At 55.2% G+C, this 14,793-nt stretch carries 16 protein-coding genes; 13 read left to right on the forward strand and 3 right to left on the reverse strand.

The window, feature by feature from the left end:
* Positions 1-53 precede the first annotated feature (53 nt).
* Entirely contained in the window at positions 54-1,061 is a 1,008-nt protein-coding gene (gene fbp, locus ACPUC7_RS05020; RefSeq protein ID WP_343554564.1) for a class 1 fructose-bisphosphatase, read from the reverse strand.
* 166 nt (positions 1,062-1,227) lie between these two features.
* Between fbp and mpl the strand changes: the two genes are divergently transcribed.
* Entirely contained in the window at positions 1,228-2,583 is a 1,356-nt protein-coding gene (gene mpl / locus ACPUC7_RS05025; protein ID WP_494921992.1) for a UDP-N-acetylmuramate:L-alanyl-gamma-D-glutamyl-meso-diaminopimelate ligase, read from the forward strand.
* Positions 2,584-2,668: 85 nt separating this feature from the next.
* Here mpl and yjgA read toward each other — a convergent pair whose 3' ends face one another.
* Positions 2,669-3,211, reverse strand: coding sequence for a ribosome biogenesis factor YjgA (yjgA, locus tag ACPUC7_RS05030; protein WP_258144047.1), 543 nt, complete (start codon positions 3,209-3,211; stop codon positions 2,669-2,671).
* A 115-nt stretch (positions 3,212-3,326) separates the two neighbouring features.
* Between yjgA and pmbA the strand changes: the two genes are divergently transcribed.
* The 11 genes from pmbA to ACPUC7_RS05085 all read left to right on the forward strand — a co-directional run bounded on the left by pmbA (position 3,327) and on the right by ACPUC7_RS05085 (position 12,947).
* Positions 3,327-4,667, forward strand: a complete 1,341-nt coding sequence (gene pmbA, locus ACPUC7_RS05035; RefSeq protein WP_343554418.1) for a metalloprotease PmbA — start codon at positions 3,327-3,329, stop codon at positions 4,665-4,667.
* 71 nt (positions 4,668-4,738) lie between these two features.
* A complete protein-coding gene (gene cybC / locus ACPUC7_RS05040) occupies positions 4,739-5,125 on the forward strand; it encodes a cytochrome b562 (protein WP_343554419.1) in 387 nt (128 codons plus the stop codon).
* A 263-nt stretch (positions 5,126-5,388) separates the two neighbouring features.
* Positions 5,389-5,727: a glycine dehydrogenase gene (locus tag ACPUC7_RS05045; protein ID WP_343554420.1), complete on the forward strand. Its 339-nt coding sequence runs from the start codon at positions 5,389-5,391 to the stop codon at positions 5,725-5,727.
* 90 nt (positions 5,728-5,817) lie between these two features.
* Positions 5,818-6,174, forward strand: a complete 357-nt coding sequence (locus ACPUC7_RS05050) for an SFCGS family glycine-rich protein (protein WP_009087404.1) — start codon at positions 5,818-5,820, stop codon at positions 6,172-6,174.
* Positions 6,175-6,176: 2 nt separating this feature from the next.
* Entirely contained in the window at positions 6,177-6,473 is a 297-nt protein-coding gene (locus tag ACPUC7_RS05055; protein ID WP_494921993.1) for a DUF4312 family protein, read from the forward strand.
* Positions 6,474-6,499: 26 nt separating this feature from the next.
* Positions 6,500-7,276, forward strand: a complete 777-nt coding sequence (locus ACPUC7_RS05060; protein WP_007892190.1) for a DUF4311 domain-containing protein — start codon at positions 6,500-6,502, stop codon at positions 7,274-7,276.
* 12 nt (positions 7,277-7,288) lie between these two features.
* A complete protein-coding gene (locus ACPUC7_RS05065; RefSeq protein WP_039331390.1) occupies positions 7,289-7,936 on the forward strand; it encodes a DUF4310 family protein in 648 nt (215 codons plus the stop codon).
* 103 nt (positions 7,937-8,039) lie between these two features.
* On the forward strand, positions 8,040-9,173 hold the full coding sequence (locus ACPUC7_RS05070) for an amidohydrolase/deacetylase family metallohydrolase (protein ID WP_494921994.1): 1,134 nt from the start codon (positions 8,040-8,042) through the stop codon (positions 9,171-9,173).
* The gene (locus tag ACPUC7_RS05075) at positions 9,157-10,278 is read left to right on the forward strand and encodes a DgaE family pyridoxal phosphate-dependent ammonia lyase (RefSeq protein WP_343554423.1); all 1,122 of its coding nucleotides are present in this window, start codon (positions 9,157-9,159) and stop codon (positions 10,276-10,278) included. Before ACPUC7_RS05070 ends, ACPUC7_RS05075 begins: the two co-directional genes overlap by 17 nt.
* Complete coding sequence (gene dagF, locus ACPUC7_RS05080; RefSeq protein WP_494921995.1) at positions 10,275-11,012, forward strand: 2-dehydro-3-deoxy-phosphogluconate aldolase; 738 nt, start codon at positions 10,275-10,277, stop codon at positions 11,010-11,012. Before ACPUC7_RS05075 ends, dagF begins: the two co-directional genes overlap by 4 nt.
* Positions 11,013-11,036: 24 nt before the next feature.
* Complete coding sequence (locus ACPUC7_RS05085; protein WP_494921996.1) at positions 11,037-12,947, forward strand: BglG family transcription antiterminator; 1,911 nt, start codon at positions 11,037-11,039, stop codon at positions 12,945-12,947.
* 89 nt (positions 12,948-13,036) lie between these two features.
* Here the strand turns inward: ACPUC7_RS05085 and ACPUC7_RS05090 are convergent, their stop codons facing one another.
* Positions 13,037-13,936: a LysR family transcriptional regulator gene (locus ACPUC7_RS05090; RefSeq protein ID WP_343554426.1), complete on the reverse strand. Its 900-nt coding sequence runs from the start codon at positions 13,934-13,936 to the stop codon at positions 13,037-13,039.
* 130 nt (positions 13,937-14,066) lie between these two features.
* Between ACPUC7_RS05090 and ACPUC7_RS05095 the strand changes: the two genes are divergently transcribed.
* Positions 14,067-14,768: a pirin family protein gene (locus ACPUC7_RS05095; protein WP_494921997.1), complete on the forward strand. Its 702-nt coding sequence runs from the start codon at positions 14,067-14,069 to the stop codon at positions 14,766-14,768.
* The last annotated feature ends 25 nt before the right edge of the window (positions 14,769-14,793 follow it).

Here is a 14,793-nt window from a genome sequence, read left to right on the forward strand (position 1 = left end):
TGCGCGCCAACAAAAAGCCCGCACGGAGGCGGGCTTTTCTAAGCTAAAGCAACTTACGCTGAGTGATCGTCCGGGAATTCACGGATAAAGCGCTCAACGTCACCGACCATTGCGTCGTTGCCGCAGAAGAACGGGCAGCGCTGGTGCAGCGTTTCTGGCTGGATATCGAGGATACGATTGGCACCATCGCTGGCTTTACCGCCAGCTTGCTCGGCGAGGAAGGCCATCGGGTTGCATTCGTACAGCAGACGCAGCTTGCCTTTCGGATGGCTCGCGGTGCTTGGATACAAATAGATGCCGCCTTTCAGCAGGTTACGGTGGAAGTCTGCCACCAATGAACCGATGTAGCGCGAGGTGTACGGACGCTTAGTCGCGGCATCTTCTTCCTGACAGAACTTCAGGTATTTCTTCACGCCCTGCGGGAAGCGAATGTAGTTACCTTCGTTAATCGAGTAGGTGTAACCCTTCTCCGGGAAGGTCATGCGTTCGTGGCTCAGGCAGAACACGCCCAGCGACGGATCGTAAGTAAACGCATGCACGCCCACGCCGGTGGTGTACACCATCATGGTCGAAGAACCGTACACCACATAACCGGCAGCCACCTGCTTGCTACCCGGCTGCATGAAGTCAGCTTCGGTAATCGGCGTGCCTGGCTCGCTGATACGGTGATAAATGGAGAAGATGGTGCCGACAGACACGTTAACGTCGATGTTGGATGAGCCGTCCAGCGGATCCATCAGCACCACGTATTTACCGTTCTCGGAACCTTCGAAGATCACGAACTCGTCTTCTTCTTCAGAGGCGATACCCGCCACCACGCCACGCGCTTTCAAAGCTGCTTTCAGCTTTTCGTTCGCGAACAGGTCGAGCTTCATTTGCTGCTCGCCCTGCACGTTTTCCACGCCGCTGGCACCCAGAATATCCACCAGACCCGCTTTGTTGATGTCGCGGTGGATAATTTTAGCGCCAAGCTTAATGGAAGAAATCAGCGCCGTCAGTTCACCTGTGGCGTGTGGAAAGTCGTGTTGCTTCTCGACGATGAATTCGCCTAACGTTTTCATAACACATTCCCTGAATCTACGATGGAGTGGCAGCAGCTGTAACAAGCTACCAACGTATGAGCGCAGTTTAGCCGATTGAACTTTAAAAACCATAGTCCTAATCCGTTTCTTCCCTCTCAACTCGGCGTTACACTGTGCGCCGAACTTTTGAGTAATGGATCTCTTTATGCGTATTCACATCCTTGGGATTTGTGGCACTTTCATGGGCGGACTGGCGATGCTGGCACGCTCGCTGGGACACGAAGTCACCGGCTCAGACGCCAACGTCTACCCGCCGATGAGCACGTTGCTGGAACAGCAAGGTATTGAATTAACAGAAGGTTACGATGCGACTCAGCTCGAACCGCAACCGGATTTGGTGATCATCGGTAACGCAATGACGCGCGGCAATCCGTGTGTCGAAGCGGTGCTGGAACGCAATATTCCTTACCTCTCTGGCCCGCAATGGCTGCACGATTTCGTGTTGCGCGATCGCTGGGTGCTGGCCGTTGCCGGCACACACGGTAAAACCACCACAGCCGGTATGGCAGCGTGGATTCTCGAGGCTTGCGGCCTTGAACCGGGCTTTATCATCGGTGGTGTGCCAGGAAACTTTGAGGTTTCGGCAAAATTAGGAAAAAGTCCATTCTTCGTGATTGAAGCGGATGAATACGACAGCGCGTTCTTCGACAAGCGTTCCAAATTTGTCCATTACTGCCCGCGCACATTGATCCTCAACAACCTCGAATTCGATCATGCCGACATCTTTGACGATCTGCGTGCGATTCAGAAGCAGTTCCATCACTTGATCCGTATTGTGCCAGGCCAGGGCAAGATCCTGTTGCCAGAGCATGACAACAATCTCAAGCAAGTGATGGCGATGGGCTGCTGGAGCGAGCAGGAAACGGTCGGCGATAACGGTCATTGGCAGGCGAAAAAGCTGACGCCGGATTCTTCGCATTGGGAAATCTGGCTCGACGGCGAGAAAGCAGGCGAAGTGAACTGGGCGCTGGTCGGCGAACACAACATGCACAACGGCTTGATGGCGGTTGCGGCTGCGCGTCACGTTGGCGTGAAGCCTTCGGATGCGGGCGAAGCGTTGAGCAGCTTTATCAATGCGCGTCGTCGCCTGGAACTACGCGGCGAAGTGAATGCGATTAAGGTGTATGACGATTTTGCCCATCATCCCACTGCGATTCTCGCCACGCTAGCGGCATTGCGCAGCAAAGTAGGCGGCACTGCGCGCATTTTGGCGGTGCTCGAGCCGCGCTCTAACACCATGAAAATGGGCGTAAGCAAAAACGAGCTGGCACCTTCGCTGGGCCGTGCGGATGAAGTGTTCCTGTTCCAGCCGCACCACATTCCGTGGCAGGTTTCAGATGTTGCAGAAGCCTGCATGCAACCGGCACAGTGGAGCGCGGATATCGATACGCTGGTGGAAATGGTGGCGAAGAAAGCCCAGCCAGGCGATTCGATTCTGGTGATGAGTAACGGCGGATTTGGTGGCATTCACCAGAAACTGCTGGAGCGGTTGGGGCGGTAATTAGCGGTGGCCATAAATGGCCACCCTACAACGGAACATTGTAGGGTCGGCATTCATGCCGACCTTTTTTATGTCCGCAGAAAACTTAAGCTTCTGCCAACTCGCGCAGGTACTGGAAAATCAGGCGCGCTGATTTTGGCGGCTTGTTGGTGGCTTTCTCTTTCTGCGCATTGCGGATCATACTGCGCAGTTGCTGACGATCGGCATGCGGATAGAGGTTAAACACTTCGGCTACCGCGTCATCACCTTGCTCGATCAAACGATCGCGCAATATCTCCAGTTTGTGGAACAAAGCCACTTGCTGATTATGACGATTCTTCAGCTTATCCAACGCCTGACGAATCGGATCTTCATCGCGTGCGCGCAACATCTTACCGATCAGCTGCAATTGGCGGCGACGGCCTTCTTTCTTAATGCGCTGCGCCAGTTCAATCGCGTCACGCAGTTGTTCGTCGAGTGGAATCTTGTCGAGGGAATTTTTCCCCAAATCAACTAACTCGGCGCCAAGGCGTTTCAGCTCTTCGGCATCGCGTTTAATTTCGCTTTTGCTGACCCAGATAATCTCTTCGTCTTCTTCGTCATTATTATCCGGCACATCGTCGAGCCAGTCATCGGGCTGCTTGGTCATCTCTTGGCTCCCAAAAAAAAGAGGCTAATCCTACCAGTTTATCGGGCGACTGCGAAATTGTTCTCTGAGTCTGATAGACTCAAACAATTCATACTTAAGATTAGACGGCAGGTCGATGAACGTATCTACTCAGGTTGCAGAACAACGTAAAGTGTTGGAACAGGCTGTCGCGCAGGCGTTGGAACTGGCAAAAGCCAGCACCGATGGCGCTGAAGTGGCGGTCACGAAAACTACCGGCATCGGCGTCAGTACCCGTTATGGCGAAGTGGAAAACGTCGAATTCAACAGCGATGGTGCGCTTGGCATCACCGTCTATCATCAAAATCGTAAAGGCAGCGCCTCTTCTACCGATCTTAGCCCGGATGCGATTAAACGCACCGTGCAGGCGGCGATCGACATTGCGCGCTACACCTCAGTGGATCCGTTTGGCGCTCCGGCCGATCCCGAATTGCTGGCTTTTGAAGCGCCGGATCTTGATCTTTACCATCCGTGGGAGATCGATGCCGATCGCGCTATCGAACTGGCAGCCAAAGCGGAACAAGCTTCGTTAGAAGCCGACAAACGCATCACCAATACCGAAGGCGGCAGCTTCAATAGCCACGTCGGCATCAAAGTGTTTGGTAACAGCCACGGCATGTTGCAGAGCTACTGCTCGAGCCGCCATTCGCTCTCCAGCTGCGTGATTGCCGAACACAACGGCGACATGGAACGCGATTACGCCTACACCATCGGCCGCGCGTTTGAAGATTTGCAAAGTCCAGAATGGGTTGGTGCCGAGTGCGCTCGTCGTACGCTGTCGCGTTTGTCGCCGCGTAAACTGTCTACCATGAAAGCGCCGGTGATCTTCGCGCCGGAAGTGGCGACTGGCTTGTTCGGCCATCTGGTTGGCATGATCAGCGGCAGCAGCGTTTACCGTAAATCCACTTTCCTGCTGGATTCACTCGGCAAGCAGATTTTGCCGGATTGGCTGACCATCGAAGAGCATCCACATTTGCTGAAAGGATTGGCGTCTACGCCGTTCGACAGCGAAGGTGTGCGTACCCAATCGCGCGACATCATTAAAGATGGCGTGCTGCAAAACTGGCTGTTAACCAGCTACTCGGCACGCAAGTTGGGCTTGCAGAGCACCGGGCACGCGGGCGGTATTCATAACTGGCGCATCGCCGGACAAGGCCATAGCTTCGACGACATGCTGAAGCAGATGGGAACCGGCTTGGTGGTGACCGAGATGATGGGTTCCAGCGTCAGCGCGATGACCGGTGATTATTCACGCGGCGCATCCGGCTTCTGGGTGGAAAACGGTGAGATTCAATATCCTGTGAGCGAGATCACAATCGCCGGCAACCTGAAAGACATGTGGCTCAATATGGTAACTGTCGGTAACGACATTGAAACCCGCAGCAATATACAATGCGGTTCGGTGCTGCTGCCGGAGATGAAAATCGCCGGACAATAAATTCATCGCTTCTTGAAAGCAGCCCGCAAGGCTGCTTTTTTTTTCGCCCGACAATAAAAAGGATAAATTTTATGCGTAAGCATGTCGTTGCAATGTTATCTCTCTCGCTGTTGTTCTCCTCGGCTAGCGTATTTGCCGCTGACCTGGAGAAAGATATGGACGCTCTGAAGGATGGTTTGAGCGTTGTGAAGAAAACCTCTGACGCGCAGGAAATGCACACCGCGTTGGGCAAGATGCGCCAGGCGGCGACGGATGCGAAAAAATCCACGCCGGAAAAACTGGAAGGTCAGGCGGCTGATAGCGCGCAGATCAAGGATTATCACGCCGGTCTGGATTCATTGATCGCGCAGATCGATGTAGTCGATCAATTGGCTCAAGCGAACAAGCTGGACGAAGCCAAGGCTGAAGCGAAGAAACTGGAAGATATTCGCAACGCCAACCATAAGAAATTCCGCTGATACACCGGCCAGCCCCTTGGCTGGCCTTATTTCTCCCTCTCGGCTGTAACCACTTCACCGCTTTACTCCCTATTTACTCAACTTATTACGCATTTTGTGACCGATTTCGCACACTTCGTGCGTCCTGAGATCTGGCGCACACTCGCCCGTGGGATTTCCACTTCAAGGTGGAAAAGATGCGTCTCAACAGCCTGAAGTGGAAAGCGTACTTTCTTATCAACGAGAAATATCTGTAATTGTCCGCTGTTAACAGGAGTAACAAGGTGAGGAGTGAAGCTGTCCCGCTGAAACAGAGCACGCCGGAAGCGATTCAGGCGCTGGCGGATAACGTATTGAACCAAATTGCCGCGATCTACCGCGCACACCACATCGAAGCCAACGCCGTGCAACAGCAAATGCTGGCTTCACATGTTCGTGCGATGGCCTCGCGTTCGCTCACCGGCGAAGCGCTGCCGGAAGTCGAAGCTGAACTGTTTGAAGATATCTCGCCTGAAACCATGGCGCTGGCGCAGCAGGTGGTGGATTTGTTTGGCAATCTGCCAAAAGAGGAAGCCTGGCTGTTATCCGTTCACATAGAAGTGGCGCGTGCCAACGAAGATTAAATGAGGTCTGCACCTGTAGGGGCGTGCTTCAGCGCGCCCGTCTGGCAGCAGCATCCGTGCAGCATTGAGCATCAATAAGAGGAATTCAACATGGTAACTGTAGTGATTGGCGATCGTCTGGGTAAAGGTCAGAAAGTAGCAGCGGGCATCGAGAAAGCGGGTGGCCGTGCGGTGGTGGTGCCGGGCGTGGCAGCCGACATGAAGCTGGGCGACGTGATGAAAGCGGAAAACGCCGACTTCGGCATCTCTTTCTGCGGCAGCGGCGGCGCAGGTGCGATTACCGCACAGAACAAATATGGCTACAAAGCCAAACACGGCATGCGCTCGATTGACGAAGGCGTGACCGCCATCAACGAAGGCGCCACCGTGCTGGGCTTTGGCTTTATGGATAAAGAAGAGCTGGGCGAGCGTTTGGTTCAGGCCTGGAACAAAAAACACGGCAGCTAAGTATGAAACAGCAATACGAGACGCAAGTTACGGTGCAAGGCAAAGGCGACAGTAAAGCAAAAGCCTTTGCCGATGCGCTGAGTAAGGTGCAGCAGCAAGTGCTGCGTACCAGCCAAAAGATTCTGTTGCGCATTGAACCCATGGATGTGCGGGTGCTGCGCGCGCAGGAGAGCGTGCGCAAGGAGAAATTCTTGTTCTTCTTCCTCGCGCGCGAACGACGGAGTTACAGCGTCGAGCTGGAAATTACCGTTAGCGTCACCGTGATTGACACCGACAAGGTGGAATTTATCACGGCTTAAAAAAACGACAACAAGGGCACAACGACATGTTTTTAATCATTTTGTTTAAGTCGTTAATCATTGGCGGATTGGTGGGTGTGGGCGTTGGCGCGGGGGCGGCACGTATGTTCCACGCACCCACCACCCAAGGTATGGGCGCGTTCCGTACCTTAGGTGAACTCAATTCGTGCGAAGGCGATCCGGCATCGCACTTCTCCTTTGGTCTCGGCTTCTTCTTTAACGCTTGGGCATCATCCGTTGCTGCGGGCTCTTTCACGCAGGACGTTGACCACCGTATTTTGCCGAACTGGGGCGCGGCGGCGTTGATGGTAAAAAATCGCAACGTAGCAGAAACCCTGCACAACCCGAAACGCATGGCGATTGCCTGCGGCATCATCGGCATGATCGTGGTGGCGTTCCTCAACAGCACCGCATCGGCGGTTCCGGCAGCGTTGCAGGTTACCGCAGTCAAAGTGCTGGTTCCGGCGGCAAACCTGCTGGTGAACACCGTGATGCCAGTGATCTTCTGGCTGGCAGCGATTGATGCCGGTAAGAAATCAGGCTTCTGGGCCACGATTTTCGGTGGTTTAGCGCAGCTGATCATGGGCAACGCCGTGCCAGGTTTAGTCCTCGGCATCCTGATTGGTAAAGGCGTGGAAGAGAGCGGCTGGAACAAAGTCACCAAAGTGATGATGTTTGCCATTGTGCTGCTGTTTGCCTTGAGCGGCTTCTTCCGCGGTTTCGACATGAAACTGCTGCAATCCTTCCAACTGGGTATTCCGGGTTGGCTGGATATGATTCACAACAGCGTCAGCGGCAAATAAGGAGCCATCAGCATGAACGAAACCGAAAACAAAGGGTTCTGGTACGCCGACTGGTCATTCCCGATTTTTGTTGGCTTGCTCTCCGCCGGTGTGTTTGCCGGTACGCACATGTATTACCTGTACGGCATTGGCGCGTTTAACGAAGTGGCGTTTGTTTCGATGCTGCGTTCCGGGATGGAAACCGGCGTGTATGGCGCGGTGGCGGCATTTGGTGCCAGCTTCCTGTTTGCGCGCATCATCGAAGGTTCGCTGGTGGGGATTTTGGATATCGGCGGCGCGATTCAAACCGGCGTGGGCTTGGGCGTTCCGGCGCTGTTGCTCGGCGCAGGGATCGTGTTCCCGGTGGCTAACTTCGCCGCATCGCTGGCAACCGGTTTGGTGGTGGGCTTAGCGATTGGTTATCTGATTATCCTGGCGCGTAAATTCACCATCAACCAAAGCGATTCGACTTACGGCGCTGATGTGATGATGGGCGCGGGTAACGCTTCCGGTCGCTTCCTCGGTCCGCTGATTATCCTGTCGGCGATGGCGGCATCGATTCCAATTGGTCTCGGTTCGCTGGTTGGCGCGCTGTTGTTCTACCTGTGGAATAAGCCGATCACCGGCGGCGCGATTTTGGGCGCGATGGTGTTGGGTGCGATGTTCCCGATTTCGCTGTGATGTGGTTTGCGGCCCAATAACCGCACACATCCGTAGCGGCGCAATTTATTGCGCGATAAATCGCGTCGCTACGATATGAGCGCTTTGAAAGAAAGGAGTTTGCATGTTTGATCTGATTCTGCGCCGCGCGCGTTTGTGCGACGAACAACGGGTGGATATCGCCATCCAGCACGGCAAAATTGCCGCCGTTGGTGAGGTGAGCGGCCCGGCCCAGCAGGAACGCGATCTGGCTGGGCGTTTTTACGTCAGCGCGGGCTGGATTGATAGCCACGTGCACTGTTATCCCAAGTCACCGATTTATCACGATGAAGCGGATGCCATCGGCATGGCGCAAGGCGTCACCACGGTGATCGACGCGGGCAGCACCGGCGCTGATGATATCGACGACTTCTACCAAATCACCCGCGCCGCCACTACCGAAGTGCGTGCGCTGATCAACATCTCGCGCAGCGGCATTGTGACGCAGAACGAACTGGCTGATATGGCGCAGATCGACAGCGATGCGGTGGTGCAGGCGGTAAAACGCCGTCCCGATTTTATTGTTGGCCTGAAAGCACGCATGAGCAGCAGCGTGGTGGGCGAAAACGGCATTAAGCCGCTGATTCGTGCCAAAGCGATTCAACAGGCGGCGGGCAATCTGCCGTTGATGGTGCACATCGGCAACAATCCACCGGTACTGGAAGAGATCGCCGATCTGCTGACCTCTGGCGACATCATCACTCACTGCTTCAACGGCAAACCGAACCGTATTCTGTCGCCGCAGGGCGAGCTGAAAGCAGCGGTGAAAAATGCCATCGCGCGTGGCGTGAAGCTGGATATCGGCCACGGCAGCGCCAGCTTCAGCTTTGAAGTGGCACGCCAGGCGATTGCTCAGGGCATTCTGCCCGACACCATCAGCTCCGACATTTATTGCCGCAACCGCATTAACGGCCCGGTGCACAGCCTTGCGCACGTGATGTCGAAATTCTTCAGCATTGGCATGACGCTGCCGCAGATTATCGAATGCGTTACCGCCAATGCTGCCGCTGGCCTGCGACTGGCCGGCAAAGGGCGCTTAACCGTGGGTTATGACGCCGACCTGACCATTTTTACCGTCAAAGAGGAAGCCCGCCCGTTCGTCGATGCTGAAGGCGAACGGGTTTTGGGTGAGCAACATATTCTGCCGCAGGCCGTGGTTATCGCCGGTCACTGGCATCTGACTGATGAAGGGAAAGCGAATCATGTCTTCGATTTATGAAAAATATGACCTGAAGCAGGTCATCAACGCGTCTGGCCGCATGACCATTCTCGGCGTTTCCACGCCGTCCGCCGACGTGGTGGAAACCGTCAGCTACGGCCTGAATCACTATTTCGAAATAAAAGATCTGGTCAATAAAACCGGCGCTTACATCGCTAAATTGCTGGATGTGGAAAATGCGGTGGTGGTGTCTTGCGCCTCGGCGGGCATTGCACAAAGCGTGGCGGCGGTGATCGTTAAAGATAACGATTGGCTGCTGGAAAACCTGCACGCCGCGCCGCTTAGCGTGCCGCACGATATCGTGGTGCCGAAAGGCCACAACGTAAACTTTGGCGCGCCGGTCGGCACTATGGTGGCACTCGGCGGCGGTCGTTTGATCGAAGCCGGCTACAGCAACGAATGTTCGCCAGAACAGCTGGCAGCAGCGATCACCCCAACCACGGCGGCATTGCTGTACATCAAATCACATCACTGCGTGCAGAAAAGTCATCTCAGCGTGGAGCAAGCGGCGGTTGTCGCGCGCAAGCACGGCATTCCGTTGATTGTTGATGCGGCTGCTGAAGAAGATTTGCAGTGCTATTACCAAATGGGCGCGGATCTGGTGATTTACAGCGGCGCCAAAGCGATTGAAGGGCCAACCAGCGGCTTGGTCATTGGTCGCACACAGTACGTTGAGTGGGTAAAACGTCAAAGCAATGGCATTGGCCGCGCAATGAAAGTCGGCAAAGAGGGCATTCTTGGGCTGACCCAGGCGATTGAAAACTATCTGGTTAACGCCAAAACCACCGGCGCGGAAATGGTGGCAAACATGACGCCATTTATCGACAACCTCAACACGCTCAACGGCGTTACCGCCCGCGTGGTGTGGGATGCCGCTGGACGTGATATCGCGCGCGCTGAAATCAAGTTCGATGAAGCGGTAACCGGCTGGCCAACCGGCGAACTGGTGCAGGCACTGAAAACCGGCGACATCGCCATCTATTTCCGTGGCTACAAAGCCAACGAAGGCATCATTGAGGCCGATGTGCGCAGCGTCAGCGCCGATCAGCTACACATCATCTTTAGTCGTATCCAGGCGTTAATCAGCGGAGGAAAACGCGCATGAGTCTGAACCCGAATTTCTATCAGGGCCGTTTGTGCCTGAACGTGCTGGCCGGATCAAAGCAAAATGCCAAAGAGATCTGGCAAGCGGCGGAAGGTCATGTGCTGGTTGGCGTGTTGTCAAAAAACTACGCCAGCAACGAAGAGGCGATTGCCGACATGCGCGAGTACGCGGCATTGATCGACAATGCGTTGTCGGTGGGTTTGGGCGCGGGCGATCCTAATCAGTCGGCGATGGTGAGTGAAATTTCTGCGGTGCTGCAACCCCAGCACGTCAATCAGGTATTCACCGGCGTGGCGACCAGCCGAGCGCTGCTCGGCCAGAATCAAACGGTGGTCAATGGTTTGATCTCACCAACCGGCACGCCGGGCAGGGTGAAGATTTCTACCGGGCCGCGCAGTTCGCAAGGTGCTGATGCCATTGTGCCAATCGACAGCGCCATCGCCATGTTGCAGGACATGGGCGGCAGCTCGGTAAAATACTTCCCGATGGGCGGACTGAAAGCGGTGAATGAGTATCGTGCAGTGGCGGAAGCCTGTGCACGCCACGACTTCTGGCTGGAACCTACTGGCGGCATCGATCTCAACAATTTTGAAGAGATTGTACGTATTGCGCTCGATGCGGGTGTCAGCAAAGTGATTCCGCACGTCTACAGTTCGATTATAGATAGCGCAACCGGCGACACGCGTATTGACGATGTGCGCCAGCTTCTGGCAACGTGCAAGAAACTGCTGTAACAATTTAGTAACAGGTGAGGCTCCGTGAGATTTCCCAATCAGCGTCTGACTCAGCTTTTCGCTGCGCTGCAAAATGAAACGCTGCCGCAGGATGAGCTGGCACGCCGCTTTTCCGTTTCGACGCGCACGGTGCGCACCGATATCACCGCGCTGAATGCGCTGCTGGAACAGCATGGCGCGCAGTTCGTGCTGGCGCGTGGCGCGGGATATCAACTGAAGATTGACGATGCGGCGCGCTTTGGCCGCTTGCAAGCAGAGAGTGCCACGCCGCTGCGGGTGCCGCGCACCTCGCAGGAGCGCGTGCGCTATCTGCTAACGCGTTTCCTCACCGCGGCGTATTCCATCAAGCTGGAAGATCTGTCGGAAGAGTGGTTTGTCAGTCGCGCCACGCTGCAAAGTGATATGGCGGAAGTGCGCGAATGGCTGAACCGTTATCACCTCAATATCGAAACCAAACCGCATTACGGCATGAAGCTGTTCGGTAGCGAGGCGGCGATTCGTACTTGCTTAACCGACTTGCTGTGGCAGATCGATCAGGAAACGCCGGATAGTCCGCTGCTGACGGTGGAAGCGCTGCACAGCGGCATGCTGGAGCAGCTCGAACCGTTGCTGCAACAGTGTTTTGCCCAACATGCGATTCGCCTCAGCGATGAAGGCGATCGTTATTTGCAAATCTACTGCGCGGTGGCGGTGCGACGGATTAGCGAAGGTTTCCCGCTTAACGATCCCGGCGCGGAAGATGTTGGCGAGGAAGTGCGTGAAGCGGCACATGATTTGGTCAATCTGATGCGTCCGCTGGTCGGCAAACCGATCTCTCAGGCGGAAGAGAATTGGCTGCGGGTCAACATCGCCGCGCGCCAGATTCAGGCGCTGGCACCCAGCACCATCAATGCCGATGACGCGGATGCGCTGGTCGATTACCTGCTGAATTATATCAACACCCATTACAACTATCGGCTGCAACACGATGAACAGTTGCGCGCCGATCTGCTCACCCATATCAAAACCATGATTACGCGGGTGCGCTACCAGATTCACATTCCCAATCCACTGCTCGGCAACATCAAGCAGCACTATCCAATGGCCTACGATGTGACGCTGGCCGCGGTCACCAGCTGGGGAAAATACACCCCTTACACCATCAGTGAGAACGAGATCGGTTTTCTGGTGCTGCACATCGGCGTCGGGTTGGAGCGACATTACGATGTCGGCTATCAACGACATCCACAGGTGTTGCTGGTTTGCGACAGCGGCAACTCGACGTTACGCATGATTGAAGCGCTGTTGCTACGCAAATACCCGCAACTTGTCGTCACCGCACGACTGTCGCAACGTGACTACGAACTACGCCAACATATCGACGAAGATTTTGTAATCTCCACCGCGCGTTTGACGGAAAAGAACAAGCCGATTGTGGTGATGTCGCCATTCCCCACCGAGTTTCAGCTTGAGCAACTGGGCAAGCTGGTGCTGGTGGATCGCACCCGTCCTTACATGCTGGAGAAGTACTTCGACGCGCAGCATTTTATGGTGCTGGATAAGCCGATGGCGCAGGCTGATCTGTTCCGCCTGCTGTGCGATCAGCTGCAAGCCGAAGAGTATGTCGATGCGGATTTTTGCCCGTCGGTGGAAGAGCGCGAAGCGATTGTCAGTACTATGTTAGGTGAGGGCATCGCGCTGCCACACTCACTGGGTTTATTGGCGAAGAAAACCGTGGTGTATACGGTGCTGGCACCGCATGGCGTGAGTTGGGGCGATGAAACGGCCTCGGTGATTTTCTTGCTGGCAATCAGCAAAAGCGAATATGAAGAGGCGATGGCGATTTACGATTTGTTCGTGACTTTCCTGCGCGAAAGGGCCACGGCACGGCTGCGAGATTGCGCCGATTTCGTCAGTTTTAAAGCGGTGGCGATCGATTGTTTGAGTAGGTTGTGATTGGAGTGGAGTTAACCAGCTCACCATAAATGGTGACCCTACAAAACACGCCAAATCCGTAGGGGCGCCATTAATGGTGACCGCTAAACCTATCCGCGCTTCGCCAACAATCTCGGAATCTCGCGTAAGCACCACGCCTTGGCTTCGCCCATGCTGTCGCGACGCCAGGCCATAATAATATCCACTTCGCGCGTATATTCGGCGCTCACCACACGTAAACGACCTTCAGCAATATCCTGCTCAACCATCGGATACGGCATGGTTGCCACGCCCAAACCGGCCAACAGCGCGCGACGTTTATCATCCATGCTGCTCACCGTCAGACGTTGCTGTTTATCCAGCAATTGCACCGTCAACACCGGACGTTCACGCGCGGTATCGGCCACCGCAATGCCGCGATATTTCACGCGCGTCACTTCAGACAGCGGCTCGGCTTCCTGATGAATCGGGTGATCCGGGCTGGCGACATACACGCTCATCATGCTGTACAGCTTACGGGTGTTGATCTCCGTCGAGGCGCGGAAGTGCATATCCGGTGCAATCACGATATCAGCGCGCCCTTGTTCCAATCGTTCCCACGCGCCAGCCAGCACTTCAGTCACCAGCGAAATCTGGGTGTTGGCTTTTTCTGCCAGCTTCTCAACCAGCGGAAACAGACGTTCGGTGGGAATCAGCGCTTCGGCGACGATGGTGAGATGGGTTTCCCAGCCGCGCGCCAGCGCTTCGGCATCGGTGGTGAGTTTATCGGCGGCTTCCAGCAGCACGCGGCCGCGCTCCAGCAGCATACGTCCTACGTTGGTGAACTTGGTGCGATGGCCAGAGCGGTCAAACAGCACCACATCCAACTCCTCTTCCAGCTTCTGCATGGTGTAGCTCAGCGCAGAAGGGACGCGGCCCAGTTCATCGGCCGCGGCGGCAAAACTGCCACGGCGGTCAATAGCATCCATCACACGTAAAGCTTCAAGGGTTAACGCGCGGTCTTTTGCCATGCCGATTCTCTGTCAGTAAATTTGAACATGCCAGGCAGATTAACTGGCTTACAATCCGGCGTCCAGACTTTTACCATGATCCTTATAAAGCCTGCGGTCGAATCTCACCGCAGCGCGTCGGAGGATTATCATGATGACAACCCGCTGCGCGTCCGCATGTGGCCAGGCCGATTTCGGTTGGTTGCAGGCGCGCTACAGCTTCTCATTTGGCCACTATTTTGATCCAAAATTGATGGGCTACGCCTCATTGCGCGTGCTCAATCAGGAAATTCTTGCACCAGGCGCGGCGTTTCAACCGCGAAGCTATCCGCAGGTGGATGTGCTGAATCTGGTGCTGCAAGGTGAAGCCGAATATCGCGATAGCGAAGGGAATCATCTTGTGGCGCAGGAAGGCGAAGCAATGCTGCTTTCGGCGCGCCAGGGCGTGAATTACAGCGAAATTAACCTCAGCAAAGATCGCCCGCTGACGCGTATGCAACTGTGGTTAGCCGCCTGCCCGGATCGGGAAAATCCGCTGTTGCAGAAACTCGAACTGCCGCAGAAAACCAGCGTGCTGATCGCTTCACCCGATGGTGCGGAGGGCAGCTTACAACTACGCCAGCAAGTGTGGGTGCACCAGATCACGCTAGCGCCGGGCGAGCAGTGCAGCGTGAAGTTGCATGGACCGCGCGCCTACTTGCAATCGATCCATGGATCGCTGGATCTGCAAGCCAGCAGCGCCAATCAAGAACCACTCGGCTGTGGCGATGGCGCGTTTCTCAGTGATGAGCAGCAGATTACGCTGCAAGCCACCACGCCGCTGCGTGCGCTGGTGATTGATATTCCAGTTTGATTCCGCTAGGAAAACACTCTTGAAT

The organism is Pantoea sp. CFCC18179 (assembly GCF_059412405.1).

Coding starts and splice junctions, on each gene's coding strand:
- ACPUC7_RS05055 (WP_494921993.1), top strand. CDS start 6,177: ATGAAACAGCAATACGAGACGCAAGTTACGGTGCAAGGCAAAGGCGAC.
- cybC (WP_343554419.1), top strand. CDS start 4,739: ATGCGTAAGCATGTCGTTGCAATGTTATCTCTCTCGCTGTTGTTCTCC.
- fbp (WP_343554564.1), bottom strand. CDS start 1,061: ATGAAAACGTTAGGCGAATTCATCGTCGAGAAGCAACACGACTTTCCA.
- mpl (WP_494921992.1), top strand. CDS start 1,228: ATGCGTATTCACATCCTTGGGATTTGTGGCACTTTCATGGGCGGACTG.
- ACPUC7_RS05090 (WP_343554426.1), bottom strand. CDS start 13,936: ATGGCAAAAGACCGCGCGTTAACCCTTGAAGCTTTACGTGTGATGGAT.
- ACPUC7_RS05050 (WP_009087404.1), top strand. CDS start 5,818: ATGGTAACTGTAGTGATTGGCGATCGTCTGGGTAAAGGTCAGAAAGTA.
- ACPUC7_RS05060 (WP_007892190.1), top strand. CDS start 6,500: ATGTTTTTAATCATTTTGTTTAAGTCGTTAATCATTGGCGGATTGGTG.
- yjgA (WP_258144047.1), bottom strand. CDS start 3,211: ATGACCAAGCAGCCCGATGACTGGCTCGACGATGTGCCGGATAATAAT.
- dagF (WP_494921995.1), top strand. CDS start 10,275: ATGAGTCTGAACCCGAATTTCTATCAGGGCCGTTTGTGCCTGAACGTG.
- ACPUC7_RS05095 (WP_494921997.1), top strand. CDS start 14,067: ATGATGACAACCCGCTGCGCGTCCGCATGTGGCCAGGCCGATTTCGGT.
- ACPUC7_RS05065 (WP_039331390.1), top strand. CDS start 7,289: ATGAACGAAACCGAAAACAAAGGGTTCTGGTACGCCGACTGGTCATTC.
- pmbA (WP_343554418.1), top strand. CDS start 3,327: ATGAACGTATCTACTCAGGTTGCAGAACAACGTAAAGTGTTGGAACAG.
- ACPUC7_RS05075 (WP_343554423.1), top strand. CDS start 9,157: ATGTCTTCGATTTATGAAAAATATGACCTGAAGCAGGTCATCAACGCG.
- ACPUC7_RS05070 (WP_494921994.1), top strand. CDS start 8,040: ATGTTTGATCTGATTCTGCGCCGCGCGCGTTTGTGCGACGAACAACGG.